Genomic DNA, 18,858 nt, shown 5'->3' with positions numbered 1-18,858 from the left:
CGGGTTCGCGGCGGTCGCGCCGCCGCGGCAGCGCTCTACATGGGAGTTTCATGGGAGTCCTCGCCCCGCGCAGCGCCTCCGGTGAGATCGTCCCAGGTCACGAGCCTGCCGTTGTCATGAGGCGCACATGTTCGTTCAGCTCCGGTCCAAGCAGGCCCCCGACAGTGGGGCAGCGCACACGGGTCCTCGTGTGCCTCGCTGACACCGGATCGGGAGTCCCGAATGATCGAAGTGCAGGGTCTGACGAAACGCTACGGTGACGTCCTCGCCGTGGACGATCTGACGTTCACGGTCCGGTCCGGGGCGGTGACCGGTTTCCTGGGGCCCAACGGCGCCGGCAAGTCGACCACGCTGCGCATCGTCCTGGGCCTGGACGCCGCCACTTCCGGTACCGCGCGCGTGGGCGGGCGGCCGTACGCCCGGCAGCCCGCCCCGCTGAAGGCGGTCGGGGCGGTGCTGGACCCGGGCGCGGTGCTGCCCAGCCGCAGCGCCTGGCACCATCTGCTGGCGCTCGCGGCCGGCAACGGTATCCCGCGCGGCCGGGTCGCCGAGGTGCTGGGGGAGGTCGGGCTGGAGAAGGCGGGCCGGCGCCGGGCTGGGACGTATTCGCTGGGCATGCGTCAGCGGCTGGGTATCGCCGCGGCGCTGCTGGGTGATCCACCGGTGCTGGTCTTCGACGAACCGCTCAACGGGCTGGACCCGGAGGGCATCGTGTGGATCCGCGCCCTGATGCGGAAGATGGCCGCCGAGGGACGCGCGGTGCTGATGTCCAGCCATCTGATGAGCGAGATGGAACTGACCGCCGACCATCTCCTCGTCATCGGGCGCGGGAAGCTGATCGCCGACACGACGATGAAGGACTTCATCGCGGCGCACTCCGCACGCGAGGTGGTGGTGCGCAGCCCGCAGGCCGATGTCCTGCGCGGCCTGCTCGTCGCCGCGGCGCAGGTGCGGGCCGAGAGCGCCGACACCCTGGTCGTGACCGGTCTGGAGGCCGCCGGGATCGGGGCTGTGGCAGCGGCCGCCGGCGTGGAGCTGCACGAACTCGCACCGCGCCAGGAGTCGCTGGAGGCTGCGTTCATGAAGTTGACCCGCGACGCGGTGGAGTACCGGGCGGAGAAGGGAACGGGCCGATGAGCCACACCACCACGCAGCCGTCCGTCACGCCGGCGACGACCGGGCGGGGACGCATGCGGCGCCCCCGGGCGTCCGGGGACCGGACACGGGACGGGAGGACGACCTTCTGGCACAGCCTGCACGCCGAATGGATCAAGATCCGTACGATGCGGTCGACGCTGTTCCTGGTCCTGGGCACGCTGACGTTCACGATCGGGCTGGCGTCGCTGAGCGGCTCGGCCGCCGGCAGCGACTTCGCGTCCATGAGCCCGGCGGACCGGGAGGCGTTCGATCCGCTGGCCACCAGCCTCCGCGGCTATCTGCTGGCGCAGATCGCGCTGGGGCTGCTGGGCGGCCTGACGATCACCTCCGAGTACGGGTCGCGCACCATCGTGCCCACCCTCACGTCGGTGCCGCACCGGGCACGGGTGCTGGCGTCCAAGGCCGTGGTGCTGGTGGGTGTGGCGCTGCCGGTCGGGATCACGGTGACGCTGGCCGGGTTCCTGGCCGGGCAGACGGCGCTGTCCGGGGCGGGGGCCCCGCATCTGGCGCTCACCGACGGCGTGGCCCTGCGCGGCATCGTCGGTGGTGGCATGTATCTGGCACTGGCGGGGCTCTTCGGTCTGGCTCTGGGCACGATGATCCGCTCCACCACGGCGACGGTGACCACCCTGTTCGGCGTGATGCTGATCGTCCAGGCCTTCGCTCCTGCGCTGCCCGGCAGGATGGGTGACTGGGTGTCGGCGTACTGGCCGCCGATCGCCGGCGGGCAGATCGTCACCAGTGTGCGGGATCCTGAACTGCTGGGCCCGTGGGCCGGGCTGGGCGTCATGGCCGGGTGTGTGACGCTCCTGACGGCGGCGGCGTTCGTCGTGTTCCGCAGGCGCGACGCCTAGGACCTGTCGTTCGGATCAGGTCGCTGCGGGGCGGGACAGTGGAGGCGGAGGATCATCGGTTGAGGACGGGTGCCGTGACGACGCAGCGACTGCTGGTGGTGGAGGACGAGCCGACGCTGCGTGAGCTGTTGTCCGCCAGCCTGCGGCTGGCCGGCTTCGAGGTGATCGCGGCCGAGACGGGCGCCCAGGCCCTGGACGCGGTCCGTGACCAGCGTCCCGACCTGATCGTCCTGGACGTGATGCTGCCGGACTTCGACGGGTTCGAGGTCGCCCGCCGACTCGGCCGGGAGCGTCCCGGGGCCGACGGGCGCGAGCACCCGCCGATCCTCTTCCTCACCGCCCGGGACGCCACCGAGGACCGGATCAGCGGTCTGCGGGCCGGCGGCGACGACTACGTCACCAAGCCCTTCAACCTGGAGGAGCTCGTCCTGCGCATCCAGGCCGTGCTGCGCCGCACCAGCGGCCACCACCGTGGCGGAGTGCTGGTCGTGGACGACCTGGAGCTGGATCCCGGCAGTCATCTGGTGACCCGCTCCGGCCGACCCGTTCAGCTGTCGCCCACCGAGTTCAGTCTGCTGCGCGTGCTGATGGAGAACGCCGGGCAGGTCCTGTCCCGGGATCAGCTGCTGGACCGGGTGTGGCACTACGACTTCGACGGGGACGACTCGATCGTCGCCTCCTACATCAGCTACCTGCGCCGCAAGATCGACACGGGTGAGCCGAAACTGATCCACACGGTGCGCGGCACCGGCTATGTGCTGCGCAGGCCGCGCGCATGAGTGCGCCTGTCGCGGCGGGGCCGTTCAGCCGTCTGTCGCTGCGGGGACGGGTGGTCTCCCTCACCTTGCTGCTCGTCGTCGCCGCGCTGCTCGCCAGTAACGCGCTGCTGGTCACCCTGCTGCAGCGGCACCTGGTCGAGCAGCTGGACGCGAGGCTGCGCACCGCTGCCACGGTGGTCGCGCGGTTGCCGTCGGCCCCGGCGGCCGGGGAACGGGAAGCCGAGCCGCGCGGTGCCGCGGAGGGTGAGCTGATCGGTGAGGTGTTCGTCGCCCACCTCGACGGCCGGGGCCGCGTCCGGCACACGCTGCGTGTGGCCACCGACAGCGCCCCGCGGCTGCCGGTGCTCGACCGCGCGGCCGTCGAGGCCCGTGCCGGGCGCCCCTTCCAGGTTCCGGCCCGGGGCGGGGGCGACGCCTGGCGGGTGATCGCGGTGCTGCCGGACGGCGCCGGCCGTCCGGCGGCGGCCACGGCGCCCGGCGCCGTGGTGGTGGCCGGTTCGCTGGCGCCGGTGCATGCCACGATCCGGCACCTGGGCGGGTGGATGCTGGTGATCGACTCGCTGGTGCTGGTGCTGCTGGGCGTCATCGCCTGGTTCGCCGTGCGGGCCGGGCTGCGGCCGCTGCGGCGCGTCGAGACGACGGCGGCGGCCATCGCGGGCGGGGATCTGTCCAGTCGTGTCCCGCAGCCGGCCGCCACCCGCACCGAACTGGGCCGTCTGTCGGCCGCGCTGAACGGCATGCTGGAGCGGATCGAGGCCGGGGACGCGGCCAGAGCGGCCACCAACGAACGTATGCGCAGCTTCATCGCGGACGCCAGCCACGAACTGCGCACCCCCCTGTTCGGGATCAAGGGGTTCACCGAGCTGTACCGGATGGGCGGCATGCCCGAGCGCGCGGACGTCGACGCGGCGATGAGCCGTATCGAGGGTGAGGCGGCGCGGCTGGTGCGCCTCGTGGAGGACCTGTTGCTGCTGGCCCGTCTCGACGAACAGGCCGCCGCCGGGGCCGGCCTGGCCCTGCGTCTGACCCCGATGGACTTGCGCACCCTGGCCGCGGACGCCCTGCACGATCTGCGAGCCCTCGCCCCCGAGCGCCCCGTCACACTCACCGGACCAGGCGGTGGCCCGCCCGGCCGTGCCCCCGTGCTGGGGGACGAGGCCCGCCTGCGGCAGGTGACGTCCAACCTGGTCGGCAACGCGATCGCCCATACCCCGCCCGGCACGCCGGTGCGCATCGGGGTGGGGACGCTGGAGGATCAGGCCGTCCTCGAACTCAGCGACCGGGGGCCCGGGATGAGTGCCGAGCAGGCCGCCCACGTCTTCGACCGCTTCTACCGCGCGGACACCGCCCGCGGCCGCACCCCGACCGGTGGTGCGGGGCTCGGCCTGTCCATCGTGCAGTCCTTGGTGAACGCGCATCACGGCCGGGTCGAGGTCGACACCGCCGTCGGCGAGGGCGCCACCTTCCGGATCCGGCTGCCGCTGCACGCCGACAGCGCGGTCACCGGTCCCTGACCGCTTCCCCGCACCCGACCGGAGCGGACCCGGGCCCTGTTCCCGAGGGCACCCGAGGAGATCAGTATGTTGACATAGGTTTCTCTGCATAGGTAACGTGCGGGCGTGACCGGAAGCAGTGAGGCTCGTGAGAGCCGGGGCGTCGACCAGGTGGCCGTCGGCCTCGTGGCCTGTCTGCCCGCGCTGAACCGGCAGCTCAAGCAGCTCATCGACCGCGAACTGCCCTATCCCAAGCTGCCCGAGCGGCAGTTGGCCCTGCTGCAGTACGTCGCCGAGCACGACGGCGCCACCGTCCACAGGGCAGCCGACGCGCTGCGCATGATGCCGAACAACGTCAGCGCCCTGGTCACCCGCCTCACCGAGGCGGGCCTGCTGGAGCGGCATCAGGACGACGCCGACAAGCGGGTGGCGCATCTGTGTGTCACCGCTCTGGCACGCCAGCGCATCGGCGAGGTGGAGAAGATCGCGGCGGCGCAGCTCGCGCCCGCGCTGCGCCACCTCACCGACGGTGACCTCGACGCCCTCGGCTCGGCGCTCGGCGCCCTCGGAGCTCTCACACGGCGCCTGCGCGACGAGTCCGTCCGAACCGGTCCGTCCGACCGGTCCCGCTGACCGGTCCGTCCGACCGGCCCGGCTCGCCGCTTCCCCCACCGCCCCCGCCGCTGTCGCCGCGGGGCAGGATCTGCCGCCCTCGCCACTCCCCCGCCCCCCTGCCGCTGACGCCGCGGTGGGGGCGGGGTGTCGCGCCGATGCGCAACTCCCCCTTCCGTCCACGCGCCCTCAACCGCGTGCCCCACGTATCGAGGACAACTCACCCGTGTCTGTCACCGCTGTCTCCACAGCGCCCAAGCCCGTGGCCGGCCGCCGCGGTCCCCGCGCCAACCCCTGGCTCACGCTGGTCGCCGTCGCCTTCGGCCTGTTCATGGTCGGGCTCGACGGCTCCGTCGTCGCGATCGCCAACGCCGAGATCGCCCGCGACCTGAACGCCACCACCGCCGAACTGCAGTGGGTCACCAACTCCTACCTGCTCGCCCTCGCCGCCACCCTCATCCTCGGCGGCAAGCTCGGCGACCGCTTCGGGCGCCGCACCCTCTACCTCGTCGGCGTCGTCGGGTTCACCCTCGCGTCCGTCGCGATCGGCCTGGCCGGGTCGGTCGAGGGCGTCATCGCCTTCCGTGCCGTACAGGGCGCCTTCGGCGCGATGCTCATGCCCAACACCCTCGCGCTGCTGCGTGCCGTGTTCCCGCCGGGGAAGTTCGGCATGGCGGTCGGCATCTGGGCGATGATCTCGTCCGTCTCCACCGCGCTCGGCCCCATCGTCGGCGGACTGCTCGTCGAGCACGTCGACTGGGAGTCCGTCTTCTACATCAACGCCCCCATCGGCGTCATCGCCCTCGTCTTCGGCCTCATGGTCCTGCCGCAGTCCAGGAACGAGGCGGCCGCGGGCCAGAAGTTCGACGTACCCGGTGTCGTGCTGCTCGCCCTCGGACTGCTCGCCGTCGTCTTCGGCGTCGTCAAGGGCGAGACATGGGGCTGGACTTCGGCCGGCACGCTCGGCGCGATGTTCGCGGGCGTCGTCGTCCTGGCCCTCTTCGGCCGGTACGAGACCCGCGTCGCGCACCCGCTCCTGCCGATGCGCCTGTTCCGCGACCCGGCCCTGACGATCGGCACGGTCGTCACCGCGCTGAACTTCTTCATCCTGCTCGGCGTGATCTTCTTCGTGATGCTGTACCTGCAGAACGTGCGCGGCTTCACCCCCGTCGAGTCCGGTGTGCGCACGCTGCCGCTGAGCCTCGCCTCCATGGTGGCCTCGCCGCTCGGCGCGAAGCTCACCGAGCGGTTCGGCCCGCGCCTGACCATGCCCCTGGGCATGGTGCTCCAGGCCGGCGCCGCCTTCACGATGCTCGCCTGGAGCGCCGACACGGCGTACCACACCCTGTGGCCGCCCTTCGTCGCGCTCGGTCTCGGCGTCGGCATGGTGATGTCCGCGTCCTCCGACGCGATCGTCGGCAACGCCCCCGTGCAGGACGGCGGCGTCGCGGGTGGCCTGCAGGCCACCTCGCTCCAGGTCGGCGGCGCGCTCGGCACGTCGGTGCTGGTCTCCCTCATCAGCAGCCGCGTCGGCGCCACGCTCGGCGGTTCGCTGACCGACGCGGGCGTGCCGCACGCGGTGGCAGCGCGCTTCGAGGAGGCGAAGGACGCCGTCGCCATGGGCGTCGCCCCGGTCTCGGAGGGCATGCCGGCGCAGCTCAGGGCCGCCGTGACCGAGGGCAGCCACACCGCCTTCATGAACGGCGTCCACACCGCCGTCCTCGTCACCGGCGTCCTCGCCCTCGTCGGCGCGGCCCTCGCGGTGCTCGGCCTGCGCGGCCGAAGCGACGCGAACGAAGCGGAGGCGCCGGCCGGCACCGGCCACTGACGCTCCGCCCCTCCGCACAGCGCACCGCGGACGCCGCCGTCACGATCCCGTGCCCCGGCGGTGTCCCGGCCCGCGGCCGCGCCCTCGGCACCACCGGCCCCCGTGCCGGGTCGGTGCCCGCGCCGATCCCGCCCGGCAGACGGCAGTTGGGCGGTGCGCCGGCCCGCGCGAACGGTGCGAACGCGCCCGGCCCGGGCAGCCGCGTGCTCATCACCGCCGAAGGCATGCGGCCCCGGGCGATCGAGTCGCCAACAGTCCGCGCTGCGGTGGCGTGCGGTTTTCCGGCGACCGAGAATGAAGAGAAGCAACTCTTCAAGGGACCGCGCCGCTTGCCAGACCTCGGACAGTGCCATGACAGATCTCGGCTTCGTGGGCCCGAGTCGGCCCGCCAACGACTACAGATTCCTGAGCGTCACCGACGGCGACACCCCGAACATCGCCATGGCGATCCGCATGGTGTCCATCGACACCCCGGAAAGCGACTTCGGCGGCGCCCCCGCCACCGCCCAGGCCGCTCTGGACCGCACCCGGGCACGACTGCTGGACGGCACCTACGACGCCCTGCCGCAAGGCCTGCGCGACCATCTCGTCTCCCGGATCACTCCCGACGCCGCGCAGCGGCATCAGGCCGCGGGCAAGGCGGCGGCCGAGGCCCACGCGGACATGGTGGCCACGCGCCTGACCCGCCCCGACGGCTCCCAGCGCAAGCTGGCCGTGCTCGCCACGGGCGAGCTCGTCGAGAGCAACGGACGTCTGCTGGCGTACACCGCGCCCTGGTTCGGCGGCGGTTCCTCCGATCCGCTGCCGCCGCGCGACGACCCGCGCCGGCGCACGTTCAACCTGGACATGGTCGCTCTCGGCTGGGCGGCCACCTTCCTCATCTACCCCTCCATCCCCTCCTCCGCCGACCTGAACCTGCTGCTGGACGAGGCCGAGCAGGCCTGGACCCAACAGCTCGGCGCCTGGGCGGAGTTCGGCGAGGACCTGCTGCTGGGGTACGAGTACCGGGCCTGCGTCAAACTCGGTGCCCGCGAGGTGACCGACCCGGCCAAGGCCATCGGGCAGGCCTACCAGCGGGTGTGCGTGGACCTGCGGACACTGACCGAGGTGGGCGTGTACGGCTACCACGGCGTGCCGCCCCAGCACCGCCTGTGGATCTGGGAGGAGGACCTCGAACAGGCCCGCGAGGACCTGCCGATCACGACCTGAGGGACTGGGGCCTATGAAGGCCCGCCGGGAAGGCGGACCGTGGCGACGAGGCCGCCTTCCGCGCGGGGGGTGAGGTCGAGGGTGCCGTCGTGGGCGCGGACGACGCTGTGGACGATGGCCAGGCCCAGGCCGACACCGGCGTGGTCGCCGGTGCGTGCGCGTTCCGTTCCGCGCTGGAAGGGTTCGGTGAGGGTGGGGACCAGCTCCGGTGGCACGGGACGACCCGTGTTCTCGACCCGCAGCACGCTCGCGTCGGGCCGCGCCTCGGTGTGGACGGTCACCGTGCCGCCGCGGAGGTTGTGGACGACGGCGTTCTGGACGAGGTTCGTCACCATCCGCAGCAGGAGTTCAGCGGAGCCACTGGTCCGTGTCGCCGTGCCGGTGACGTCGAGGTTGATCCGGCGCTCCTCGGCGAGGGGCAGCAGCGTTTCGGCGGCTTCCTCCGCGAGGAGGGAGAGGTCGACGCCCGCACGGACGAAGGTCCCGCGGTCGCTGCGGCTGAGCAGCAGGAGCGCCTCGGTGAGGCCGATCGCGCGGGCGTTGGCGGCGTGCAGACGTTCGATCAGCTCGTCCCGGTCCCGTGTGGGGTCCTTGCGGGCGACGTCGAGGAGCGCCCGGGAGATGGCCAGCGGGGTGCGCAGTTCGTGGGAGGCGTTCGCGGCGAACCTCCGCTGCTCGGTGACGTGCGACTCCAGTTGTTCGAGCATGGTGTCGAAGGCGTCGGACAGCTCGCGGAACTCGTCCCGGCGGCCCTCCATGCGGATCCGGTGGGACAGCGATCCGCTCCCGGCCCTGCGCGCCGCGTCCGTGATCCGGGTGAGGGGCGCGAGCATCCGGCCGGCCAGGATCCATCCCCCGACGAGGCCGAACACGAGCAGGAAGGCCATCGCCAGGGCCGCGGCCGGGGCGAAGGTGCGCACGAGGAGGTAGCGGTTGGGCGAGACACCCAGCAGGCCCTGGCTGTTGTCGGGTACGTAGCGCAGCAGGAACATCCACACCACGGCCAGCAGGAGAGCCCCGGCGACGGCGAGGAAACCGGCGTAGCTGAGGGTGAGCTTCAGCCGGGCGCTGAGCCCCGGGCGGCTACGCATGCGTCCGGTCGGGGCGGGCGCTGCCGGTGTCGATGCGGTAGCCGACGCCGGGCACCGTCGCGATGATCCATGGCTCGCCGAGCCGCTTGCGCAACGCCGAGACGGTGATGCGGACGGCGTTGGTGAAGGGGTCGGCGTTCCCGTCCCAGGCCCGCTCCAGCAGCTCCTCGGCGCTGACGACACCACCCTCGGCGGCGACGAGGACGTCGAGCACGGCGAACTGCTTGCGGGTGAGCGCGACATAGCGTCCGTCGCGGAAGACCTCCCGGCGGAAGGGGTCGACACGCAGCCCCGCGATCTCACGGACCGGGGGCCGGGCGTACGCGCGCCTGCGGTCGAGCGCCCGCAGGCGCAGCACGAGCTCGCGCAGTTCGAACGGTTTCGTCAGGTAGTCGTCGGCGCCGAGCTCGAACCCGGACTCCTTGTCGTCGATCCGGTCGGCGGCGGTGAGCATCAGGATCGGGATGCCGCTGCCGGAGGCGACGATGCGCCGGGCGATCTCGTCACCGGAGGGACCGGGGATGTCGCGGTCGAGCACGGCGAGGTCGTAGGCGTGCACGCCCAGCAGCTGAAGGGCCGTGTCGCCGTCGCCCGCGATGTCGGCCGCGATGGCCTCCAGCCGCAGTCCGTCACGGACCGCCTCGGCCAGGTGGGGCTCGTCCTCCACGATCAGTACGCGCATGTCCGCAGCCTAGGCAGCACGCCATATCGCGGGCGTATGGGACCTGTGCCCTGCGCGCGGGCCGGGTCAGCCCGCCCGTGCGTACGCGGGACCGGGCCGGCCGTCCGACGGCGTCCGCGCCGGCCCGCGCCACCAGCGGCGCGACGCCAGCGCGGCCAGTGCGGCGCCGGTGGCGTTGACGAGGACGTCGTCCACGGAGGACACGCGGTCCAGCCGCAGGACGTACTGGGCGGTCTCGACCAGGGCCGAGCAGCCCGCACCGAGCGCGAAAATCCGCGGCACGGACGCCGGTGCCGCCCATCGCGTCGGGGCGAAGAACCCCAGGGCCGCGAAGATCAGCAGGTTGCCGGCGATACCGAGCGGGCCCATCGTGACCAGGTCCCGCAGCGGCACGAGGCTCACCCGGGCGGGGACGGTGTCCGGGTCGGCGCCTCCCGGCATCATGGTCATCCACAGGAACGGCACCGTCCCGTGGACCATGCCCACCTCGGCCAGCGACGTCCGCCACGGTGACGCGGCACCGGCGGCCCGCCGGCGGTGGGCCAGCGCCCACCCGACGAGCGCGGCCGGCGGCAGCGCGACCAGTGTCATGAGCAGCACGCCGTTGAACGTGCCGAAGCAGCCGTGCCACCGCCCGGCCATGCAGGCCGGAGCGGCCATGGTGAGCGGCCGCCACAGGACGAGCCCGGCGCCCACGGCACCGAGGGCCACCAGGGCGAGGAGCACGATCCTGAGCGTGCGGCGCAGGAGGGCTGACAGGGATGTGCCGGCATTCATGGCTCCCATTGCAGACGGGGGGCCGTTGCGACGGCGTATGCGGTTCTCGATACGCCCGCCATACAGGGACCGGCACCAATCTGCCGCCTGGGCAAGGGAATTGAGCTGCTATGCCCGCTTGCTAGGCTGGCCGGATGGCATCGATCAAGCAGTTCCAGGTCACCTTCGACTGCGCGCAGCCCGAGCGCGTCGCCCGCTTCTGGTGCGAGGTGCTGGGGTACGTCGTACCGCCGCAGGCGCAGGGCGAGCAGGCGTGGTCCGCGTGCGTCGACCCCTCGGGCGCGGGTCCGCGCCTGTACTTCCAGCGGGTGCCCGAGGGGAAGGCCGTCAAGAACCGGGTGCATCTCGACGTGCGGGTCGGTACCGGGCTGGTGGGGGAAGCGCGCGTGACCGCGCTGGAGGCCGAGTGCGCACGGCTGGTCGAGCTCGGCGCGGTACGCGTGCGGCTGCTGCCCGCCGACGAGGACAACGAGTCCTGCCTCCTGATGCAGGACGTCGAGGGCAACGAGTTCTGCCTCGACTGAGCGTCCCGAGCCGGCCCCGTCACCCCTGCCCCGCCTCCCGAAGGAATTCCTCCGGGAGGTGAGGCATGTTTCCGCCGAGGGTGGGGACTCGGACAGATTTGCCCGCCCGGGTGCGGAGGTGGCCGTTCCGGGCAGGCTTTGTGAGGGACTCGAAACGTGGGTTAGCCTGCGGCGTATTTCTCATCGAGCAGATCCGTGACTGCACAAACGCATGCACGACAGCCAGGCCGCCGCCGCGGTCCTGGGAGTTCCGAGTCCTCGGCCACGAGGGCTCTTGGGGAGCGGAACGAGGGTGCGCATGACCAGCGACAGCGCCGGGGCCGTCGACGTGGTGCCGGGCGACCAGGAGCTGCGGCGGCTGCTGGCCGGCCTGACCGCCGTACGGGACGGGGACTTCGGTACCCGGTTGCCCGACGACGCGGACGGCCTCATGGGCGACATCGCCAAGGTCTTCAACGGCATGGTCGACCAGCTGTCCGTGTTCACCTCCGAGGTCACCCGCGTGGCCCGTGAGGTCGGGACCGAGGGCACGCTCGGCGGGCAGGCGGAGGTGCCGGGCGTCTCGGGCACCTGGGCCGACCTGACCGACTCGGTCAACGCCATGGCGGGCAATCTGACCACGCAGGTCCGTGACATCGCCCAGGTGGCCACGGCGGTGGCCAAGGGCGACCTGTCGCAGAAGATCGACGTGCCCGCCCGCGGCGAGATCCTGCAGCTGAAGGAGACCGTCAACACGATGGTCGACCAGCTCTCCGCCTTCGCCGACGAGGTCACCCGCGTCGCCCGCGAGGTCGGCAGCGAGGGACGCCTCGGCGGCCAGGCCCAGGTGCCCGGCGTGGCCGGCGTCTGGCGGGACCTGACCGACTCCGTGAACCACATGGCCGGCAACCTCACCAGCCAGGTCCGCTCCATCGCCCAGGTCACCACGGCGGTGGCCGAGGGCGACCTGTCGCAGAAGATCACCGTCGACGCGCGCGGCGAGATCCTGGAGCTGAAGTCCACCATCAACACGATGGTCGACCAGCTCTCCGCCTTCGCCGACGAGGTCACCCGCGTCGCCCGCGAGGTCGGCACCGAAGGACGCCTCGGCGGCCAGGCGGACGTCAAGGGTGTCAAGGGCACCTGGCGCGACCTGACCGACTCGGTGAACTTCATGGCCGGCAACCTCACCGGCCAGGTCCGCAACATCGCCCTGGTGGCCACCGCCGTCGCCAAGGGCGACCTGTCGCAGAAGATCACCGTCGACGCGCGCGGCGAGATCCTGGAGCTGAAGTCCACCATCAACACGATGGTCGACCAGCTCTCCGCCTTCGCCGACGAGGTCACCCGCGTCGCCCGCGAGGTCGGCACCGAAGGACGCCTCGGCGGCCAGGCGCAGGTGCGCGGGGTGTCGGGCACCTGGAAGGACCTCACCGACAACGTCAACGTGATGGCCTCCAACCTGACCGGCCAGGTCCGCTCCATCGCCCAGGTCGCCACCGCCGTGGCCCGCGGCGACCTGTCGCAGCGGATCACCGTCGAGGCCAAGGGCGAGGTGGCCGCGCTCGCCGAGGTCATCAACACGATGGTCGACACGCTGTCGGCGTTCGCGGACGAGGTCACCCGCGTCGCCCGCGAGGTCGGCACCGAAGGACGCCTCGGCGGCCAGGCGCACGTGCCGAACGTCGCCGGCACCTGGAAGGACCTCACCGACAACGTCAACTCGATGGCCAACAACCTCACCGGCCAGGTGCGCAACATCGCGCTGGTGACGACCGCCGTGGCCAAGGGCGACCTGTCGAAGAAGATCGACGTCGACGCGCGCGGCGAGATTCTCGAACTGAAGACGACGATCAACACGATGGTCGACCAGCTCTCCGCCTTCGCCGACGAGGTCACGCGTGTCGCCCGCGAGGTGGGCACCGAGGGCCGGCTGGGCGGCCAGGCCGAGGTCGAGGGCGTCTCGGGCACCTGGAAGCGCCTGACGGAGAACGTCAACGAGCTGGCGGGCAACCTGACCCGGCAGGTGCGGGCGATCGCCGAGGTGACCAGCGCGGTCGCCGAGGGCGATCTGACCCGCTCGATCAACGTGGAGGCGTCCGGCGAGGTCGCCGAGCTCAAGGACAACATCAACTCCATGGTGGAGTCCCTGCGCGAGACCACCCGGGCCAACCAGGAGCAGGACTGGCTCAAGACCAACCTCGCCCGGATCTCCGGGCTGATGCAGGGCCACCGCGACCTGCCCGTGGTCGCCGAGCTGATCATGGACGAGCTGGTCCCGCTGGTGTCGGCCCAGTACGGCGCCTTCTACCTCGCCGAGGACGGCGAGGACGGGCCCGAGCTGCGGCTCGTCGGCTCCTACGGCTACCCGGAGGACAGCACCCGGCCGACCCGGATCGCCTTCGGCCGCACCCTGGTCGGCCAGGCCGCGCGCAGCCGGCGCACCATCGTCGTGGACGAGCTGCCGCCCGACTACGTCACCATCTCCTCGGGGCTCGGCCAGGTCGTGCCGTCGGCGCTGGTGCTGCTGCCGATCGTGGTGGAGGGCCAGGTCCTCGGCGTCATCGAGCTGGCGTCCGTCACCGCGTTCACCCAGATCCACCGGGACTTCCTCGCGCAGCTGATGGAGACCCTGGGGGTCAACCTCAACACCATCGTGGCCAACGCGCGGACCGACGAGCTGCTCGTCGAGTCGCAGCGCCTCACGGCCGAGCTCCAGGCCCGTTCCACCGAGCTGCAGGTGCAGCAGGAGGAACTCCAGCGCTCCAACGCGGAACTGGAGGAGAAGGCCTCGCTGCTGGTGGCCCAGAACCGGGACATCGAGGCGAAGAACCTGCAGATCGAGCAGGCCCGGCAGGAGCTGGAGACCCGTGCCCAGCAGCTGTCGCTGGCCTCCAAGTACAAGTCTGAGTTCCTGGCCAACATGAGCCACGAGCTGCGCACCCCGCTCAACAGCCTGCTGATCCTGGCCCAGCTGCTGGCGCAGAACCCGTCCCGCAACCTCACGCCCAAGCAGGTCGAGTACGCGCAGATCATCCACTCCGCCGGTTCGGACCTGCTCCAGCTGATCAACGACATCCTCGACCTGTCCAAGGTGGAGGCCGGGAAGATGGACGTCGCGCCCGAGCGGGTGGCGCTGCGCCAGCTCATCGAGTACGTCGAGGCCACCTTCCGGCCCATGACGACGCAGAAGAGCCTGGAGTTCACCGTCACGACCGCGCCGGGCGCCCCCGCCGACCTGCTCACGGACGACTCCCGGCTGCGTCAGGTGCTGCGCAACCTCCTGTCGAACGCCGTGAAGTTCACCGAGCAGGGCGGCGTGGAGCTGAGCATCGAGCCCGCGGCGGACCACGAGGTGCCCGAGGGCGTGGTCCGGGGCGGCGCCGTGGTGGCCTTCCGGGTGAAGGACACCGGCATCGGCATCCCGGAGCAGAACCTGGAGACGATCTTCGGCGCCTTCCAGCAGGCGGACGGCACGACGAGCCGCAAGTACGGCGGCACCGGCCTGGGGCTGTCCATCACGCGGGAGATCGCCCAGCTGCTCGGCGGCGCCGTCACGGTGGACAGCACGCCCGGGCAGGGCAGCACGTTCACGCTGTTCCTGCCGGTGGCCCGCCCCGACTTCGAGGAACTGCTCAACCACGGCAGGGCCCCGGAGCGGGACTCCGCCGAGGCCCTGCCGCAGGACGCGTCGCAGTCGGTGCCGGTGCCCCAGATCGGGCCGGGACCGCGGCCCCGGCGTCTGCTCGTCGTGGAGGAGCGGCCGCGCGGTCTGCTCACCCTCGTCGCGGAGAGCGTGGTCGCCGACCTGACGCACGGCCGGTCCGACGGCGGGCGGCCCGCCGTCGACATCATCACCGCCGTGGGCGCACAGGAGGCGGCCGGTGCCCTCGCGGCCGACCCGTGCCACTGCGTCGTCCTGGAGCTGGGCATGGGCGACGGCGAGGCGTCCCGGTTCCTGCAGGCTCTGGAGGGCGACTCGGCGCTGGCGAGCGTCCCGGTGCTGGTGCACAGCAGCCACCCCACGGACGTCGCCCTGGACGAGACGCTGCGCGCCCGCACGGCGGGCGGGGCGCTGGAGCTGCTGTCCAGCCTCGACGAGCTGCGCGAGCGGATCGCCCTGCACCTGTCCGCTGAGGAACCCGGTGACGTGCTGTCCCTGGTCCGGCCCGAGGAGGCGCAGGCGCTGACGCCGCCGGTGGTCGACGACGCCTCGGCGGGCCGCACCGTCCTGGTCGTCGACGACGACGCGCGCAACCTCTTCGCCCTCAGCGGCATCCTGGAGCTGCACGGCTTCCGGGTCCTGCACGCGGAGAACGGGCGCCGGGGCATCGAGACGCTGGTGAACAACCCGGATGTCGCCATCGTGCTGATGGACGTGATGATGCCGGAGATGGACGGGTACACGGCGACCGCGGAGATCCGCAAGATGCCGCAGTACGCCGACCTGCCGATCATCGCCGTGACGGCGAAGGCGATGCCCGGCGACCGGGACAAGAGCATCGCCTCGGGCGCGAGCGACTACGTCACCAAGCCGGTCGACACGCGCGACCTCATGGCCTGCGTCCGCCGCTGGCTGCCCGCGTGAGCCCGCCGGTGCCCGACCCGCACACCGGCGGGCCGGGCACCCCGCAGGGCCAGCCGTTCCGCGCCACCGGGCGCTGAAGCCGAGGAGCATCCACACCGTGAGCATGTCCGAGCAGCCGAGCGAACCGCAGGCCGACGAGCCGCAGCGCGACTTGGCCGGCCTGGTGTCCGCCACCCCGTCGGGGACGGCGGAGGCCGCCCAGCCGGAGTCCGACGAGCAGTGGGTGGTCCCCGACGGGCAGCTGACGTCCCCCGAGGCGCTGCTGTCGGAACTCGGCGGTGTCTCGACCGCCTCACCGGTGGGGCGGCTTGCGGCCACCGTGGAGCGGCTCAGCCGGGAGGTGCGGGCCGCCCAGGCGGAGGCCGAGGGGCGTGCCCTGATCGAGCTCGCCAAGGGCGTCCTGGTCGAACGGCTGAAGTGCGGTCCGGCCCAGGCCGCCCGCCAGCTCTCCGAGCTGGCCGAACAGGCGCAGGTCAGTCCCCTGGAACTCGCCGTCGACGTCATCAACCAGGCCGCCCGGGACCGGATGTCCGAGGTGACCGACGCGTTCCTGGCCGCCACCAAGGCCGCCGACGAGGCGGAGGCCGAGTCGGCCGCCGTGCGCCTGCGCGCGGCCGAGAGCGGTGTGCTGGCGGCGGACGACACCCAGGCCGTGGCGGACGCCCTGCTGGAGCAGGCGCTGCGCCCCCTCGGCGCGGTGGCCGTGGCCATATGGGCCGCGGGTCCCGACGGTTCGCTCACCCTGGCGGGCAGCGCCGGCTTCTCCCCCGCCGAGGCCACGCGCTGGCGCTACGTCCCGCCGGAGGTGGTGACGGTGGCGCGCCGGGGCCTCGTCGAGCGCGAGGGGCACTGGATCACCGCCCTGAAGGAGACCGGGCTGCCCACGATCGGGCTGCACCACCATCCGGACGGCGGCCGGGCCGCCCTGCCCGCCGGCACCGGGGGGCGCGTCCACGGGGTGCTGGAGATCGCCTGGCCCGAGCCGCTGGAGCCGCAGCGCCCGCAGATCGTCCGGCAGGTGGAGGCGCTGGCGGAACTGTGCGCGCACACGCTGGAGATGTACACGCCGCTGCCGACCGGGGCCCAGGAGCCGCGTGTCGTGCCGGACGCCGCCGAGCTGATGGACCTGGCCGACGGGCTGCACGATCCCGCCCTGGTCCTGGTGCCGCACCTGGACGCCGACGGGCATCTGGTGGACTTCCGCATCCAGCACGTCAACGACCGCTTCCTCGATCCGGCCGGCCGGCCCCGGGCGGTGGTCAACGGCGCGCTGCTGCTGGAGGCCTATCCGATGGCCGCCGGTGACAGCGAGCTGTTCCAGCGCGTCGAGCGCGTCTACGCCACCGGTGAGCCCTTCCGGGCCCGGCGGATGAGCCTCACCGCCCTCGTCGACCAGGTGCCGCTGTCGGCGATCGCGGACATCAGCATCAGCCGGCACGGCACGTCGGTGCTCCTCATCTGGCGGATCGAGGACGAGACGGCGCGGCTGGCGAGCCTGCTGCAGAACGCCCAGCGCCTCGGCCGGATCGGCGGGTTCGAGGAGAACGTCCTGACCGGTGAGATCACCTGGAACGGGCAGCTGTTCGACCTCTACGGGCGCCCGCAGTCGAGCACGCCGGTGCCCCTGGAGGAACTGCCCGCCCACGCCCACCCGGACGACGGCGTCTCCATCCGCCGTTTCCTGCGCACGCTGCTGCACCACCGGCGGCCGGCTTCCGCGGCCTTCCGGTTGCAGCGGCCGGACGGGGTGACCCGGCACATCCGGATCGTCGCCGAGCCGGTGCTCGACACCGACGACCGGCTGCTCCTGGTACGCGGCGCCTGCCAGGACATCTCCGCGCAGCACTGGACGGAGGTGGCGCTGGCCGCCACCCGCGACCAGCTGGCGCACACCGAGCAGCAGGCCACCGAGCGCAACCGGCTGACCTTGCAGCTGCAGCACGCCATCATGCCGCCGACGCAGGCGCCGTTGCAGGTGGCCGGCCTGCAGGTGGCGGTCCGTTACCGGCCGGCGGAGACCGAGCAGCTGGTGGGCGGCGACTGGTACGACGCCGTCGTCCTGCCGTCCGGGATGGTGCTGCTGTGCGTCGGGGACGTGGCCGGGCACGGCATCGAGGCCGCCACCAGCATGGTGGTGCTGCGCAACGCGCTGCGGGGCCTCGCGGTGACCGGCGCCGGGCCGGGGCAGCTGCTGTCGTGGCTGAACATCGTGGCGCACCATCTGACGGGCGCCGTCACCGCGACGGCGGTGTGCGGGCTGTACGACCCGCAGCGGCGCACCCTGCGCTGGGCCCGGGCGGGCCACCTGCCCCCGGTCCTGGTCCGGGACGCGGAGGCGGCCCCGCTGCCGCTGGGCAGCGGTCTCCTGCTGGGCGCGGTCCCCGAGGCCGCGTACGAGGAGAAGGAGATGCAACTCGCCGCCGGGGACACGCTGCTGATGTACACGGACGGCCTGATCGAACGCCGGGACCGGCCGGTGGAGGAGTCGCTGACCCATCTGCTGACCACCGCGCGCGCGGCCCCCACCACCCTCGACCAGCAGCTGGACCGCCTGCTGACCTACAGCAAGTCGGACACGGACGACGACACGTGCATCGTGGGCATCCGGGTGGGCTGACCGCCAAGTGGCGGCGGCACGCGCGGCGGCCGGTCAGCCGTCGGTGCGCGCCGCCGCGTCGAGCAGCGGCCCGAGTTCTCGGGCGACGGTCGTCAGGGGGCGCACGTCCCGCTCGGCCCGGGCCAGGAGGATCGCCCCCTCCAGGGCGCTGATCATCAGCGTGGCGAGCTGCCCCGCCCGTTCCTCGGGCACGCCCGTCTCGGCCAGGGCCCCGGCGACCGCCGAGGTCCAGGCGGTGAACGCGGCGGACGCGGCCTCCCGGGTGGAGGGGGCCGACTCGGCGCAGTCCACCGTGGCGGCGGCCACCGGGCAGCCGCCCGCGAAGCCGGCGGTCTCGTACTCGTCGGTCCACTGCCGCACCATCGCGGCGAACAGCCCGCTCGGGGTCGGCTCGGGCAGCGCGGCCAGGTAGCGGGTGACCCGGCCCGCCGCGTAGCGGCCCGCCCAGCCGACGGCCTCCTCGACCAGCTGGGTCTTGCCGCCGGGGAAGTAGTGCTGGAGCGACCCGCGCGGGGCGTCGGCCTCGGCGGCCACCTCGCGCATGCCGGTGGAGACGACGCCGTCGCGCCGGATCAGCTGGGCCGCGCTGAACACCATCCGCTCGCGCGGCCCCCGTTCCGACACCGCCATCGCCGACCTCCACCGCCGCGTCCACTCGCTTCGACCC

At 72.6% G+C, this 18,858-nt stretch carries 14 protein-coding genes; 10 read left to right on the top strand and 4 right to left on the bottom strand.

The window, feature by feature from the left end:
• Positions 1-222: 222 nt before the first annotated feature.
• The 7 genes from ABTZ58_RS28445 (at position 223) to ABTZ58_RS28415 (ending at position 7,933) form a co-directional block, all read left to right on the top strand.
• Positions 223-1,137 (top strand): ABC transporter ATP-binding protein, encoded by a 915-nt coding sequence (locus ABTZ58_RS28445; RefSeq protein WP_351362549.1) that lies wholly within the window; start codon positions 223-225, stop codon positions 1,135-1,137.
• A complete protein-coding gene (locus ABTZ58_RS28440) occupies positions 1,134-2,012 on the top strand; it encodes an ABC-2 transporter permease family protein (RefSeq protein ID WP_351362546.1) in 879 nt (292 codons plus the stop codon). Before ABTZ58_RS28445 ends, ABTZ58_RS28440 begins: the two co-directional genes overlap by 4 nt.
• A gap of 74 nt (positions 2,013-2,086) precedes the next feature.
• Positions 2,087-2,791: a response regulator transcription factor gene (locus ABTZ58_RS28435; RefSeq protein ID WP_309095435.1), complete on the top strand. Its 705-nt coding sequence runs from the start codon at positions 2,087-2,089 to the stop codon at positions 2,789-2,791.
• Positions 2,788-4,305, top strand: coding sequence for a sensor histidine kinase (locus ABTZ58_RS28430; RefSeq protein ID WP_351362543.1), 1,518 nt, complete (start codon positions 2,788-2,790; stop codon positions 4,303-4,305). The genes ABTZ58_RS28435 and ABTZ58_RS28430 overlap by 4 nt, the downstream gene beginning before the upstream one ends.
• A 105-nt stretch (positions 4,306-4,410) precedes the next feature.
• A complete protein-coding gene (locus ABTZ58_RS28425; protein WP_351362540.1) occupies positions 4,411-4,917 on the top strand; it encodes a MarR family winged helix-turn-helix transcriptional regulator in 507 nt (168 codons plus the stop codon).
• Positions 4,918-5,122: 205 nt separating this feature from the next.
• Positions 5,123-6,724 (top strand): MFS transporter, encoded by a 1,602-nt coding sequence (locus tag ABTZ58_RS28420; protein WP_351362537.1) that lies wholly within the window; start codon positions 5,123-5,125, stop codon positions 6,722-6,724.
• Positions 6,725-7,075: 351 nt separating this feature from the next.
• Complete coding sequence (locus ABTZ58_RS28415) at positions 7,076-7,933, top strand: hypothetical protein (protein WP_351362534.1); 858 nt, start codon at positions 7,076-7,078, stop codon at positions 7,931-7,933.
• Between the two features lie 11 nt (positions 7,934-7,944).
• Here ABTZ58_RS28415 and ABTZ58_RS28410 read toward each other — a convergent pair whose 3' ends face one another.
• The 3 genes from ABTZ58_RS28410 to ABTZ58_RS28400 form a co-directional block, all read right to left on the bottom strand.
• Positions 7,945-9,024 (bottom strand): sensor histidine kinase, encoded by a 1,080-nt coding sequence (locus ABTZ58_RS28410; RefSeq protein ID WP_351362531.1) that lies wholly within the window; start codon positions 9,022-9,024, stop codon positions 7,945-7,947.
• On the bottom strand, positions 9,017-9,706 hold the full coding sequence (locus ABTZ58_RS28405; RefSeq protein WP_351362528.1) for a response regulator transcription factor: 690 nt from the start codon (positions 9,704-9,706) through the stop codon (positions 9,017-9,019). The genes ABTZ58_RS28410 and ABTZ58_RS28405 overlap by 8 nt, the downstream gene beginning before the upstream one ends.
• Positions 9,707-9,772: 66 nt before the next feature.
• Positions 9,773-10,483: a VanZ family protein gene (locus tag ABTZ58_RS28400; RefSeq protein WP_351362525.1), complete on the bottom strand. Its 711-nt coding sequence runs from the start codon at positions 10,481-10,483 to the stop codon at positions 9,773-9,775.
• Between the two features lie 134 nt (positions 10,484-10,617).
• Between ABTZ58_RS28400 and ABTZ58_RS28395 the strand changes: the two genes are divergently transcribed.
• From ABTZ58_RS28395 to ABTZ58_RS28385, 3 genes are all read left to right on the top strand, one after another.
• A complete protein-coding gene (locus ABTZ58_RS28395; protein ID WP_351362522.1) occupies positions 10,618-11,007 on the top strand; it encodes a VOC family protein in 390 nt (129 codons plus the stop codon).
• Positions 11,008-11,305: 298 nt separating this feature from the next.
• A complete protein-coding gene (locus ABTZ58_RS28390; protein WP_351362519.1) occupies positions 11,306-15,574 on the top strand; it encodes a HAMP domain-containing protein in 4,269 nt (1,422 codons plus the stop codon).
• Between the two features lie 97 nt (positions 15,575-15,671).
• A complete protein-coding gene (locus ABTZ58_RS28385) occupies positions 15,672-18,191 on the top strand; it encodes a SpoIIE family protein phosphatase (protein WP_351362516.1) in 2,520 nt (839 codons plus the stop codon).
• Between the two features lie 33 nt (positions 18,192-18,224).
• Here ABTZ58_RS28385 and ABTZ58_RS28380 read toward each other — a convergent pair whose 3' ends face one another.
• Positions 18,225-18,821: a TetR/AcrR family transcriptional regulator gene (locus ABTZ58_RS28380; RefSeq protein WP_351362513.1), complete on the bottom strand. Its 597-nt coding sequence runs from the start codon at positions 18,819-18,821 to the stop codon at positions 18,225-18,227.
• Between the last annotated feature and the right edge of the window lie 37 nt (positions 18,822-18,858).

It is taken from the genome of Streptomyces sp. NPDC094143, assembly GCF_040303825.1.
In the GTDB taxonomy this organism is placed as follows: domain Bacteria; phylum Actinomycetota; class Actinomycetes; order Streptomycetales; family Streptomycetaceae; genus Streptomyces.
The sequence above is the reverse complement of the archived record's forward strand: the minus strand, read 5'-3'. Positions and strand labels throughout refer to the sequence as shown.

Coding starts and splice junctions, on each gene's coding strand:
- ABTZ58_RS28445 (WP_351362549.1), top strand. CDS start 223: ATGATCGAAGTGCAGGGTCTGACGAAACGCTACGGTGACGTCCTCGCC.
- ABTZ58_RS28440 (WP_351362546.1), top strand. CDS start 1,134: ATGAGCCACACCACCACGCAGCCGTCCGTCACGCCGGCGACGACCGGG.
- ABTZ58_RS28430 (WP_351362543.1), top strand. CDS start 2,788: ATGAGTGCGCCTGTCGCGGCGGGGCCGTTCAGCCGTCTGTCGCTGCGG.
- ABTZ58_RS28415 (WP_351362534.1), top strand. CDS start 7,076: ATGACAGATCTCGGCTTCGTGGGCCCGAGTCGGCCCGCCAACGACTAC.
- ABTZ58_RS28410 (WP_351362531.1), bottom strand. CDS start 9,024: ATGCGTAGCCGCCCGGGGCTCAGCGCCCGGCTGAAGCTCACCCTCAGC.
- ABTZ58_RS28405 (WP_351362528.1), bottom strand. CDS start 9,706: ATGCGCGTACTGATCGTGGAGGACGAGCCCCACCTGGCCGAGGCGGTC.
- ABTZ58_RS28400 (WP_351362525.1), bottom strand. CDS start 10,483: ATGAATGCCGGCACATCCCTGTCAGCCCTCCTGCGCCGCACGCTCAGG.
- ABTZ58_RS28395 (WP_351362522.1), top strand. CDS start 10,618: ATGGCATCGATCAAGCAGTTCCAGGTCACCTTCGACTGCGCGCAGCCC.
- ABTZ58_RS28390 (WP_351362519.1), top strand. CDS start 11,306: ATGACCAGCGACAGCGCCGGGGCCGTCGACGTGGTGCCGGGCGACCAG.
- ABTZ58_RS28380 (WP_351362513.1), bottom strand. CDS start 18,821: ATGGCGGTGTCGGAACGGGGGCCGCGCGAGCGGATGGTGTTCAGCGCG.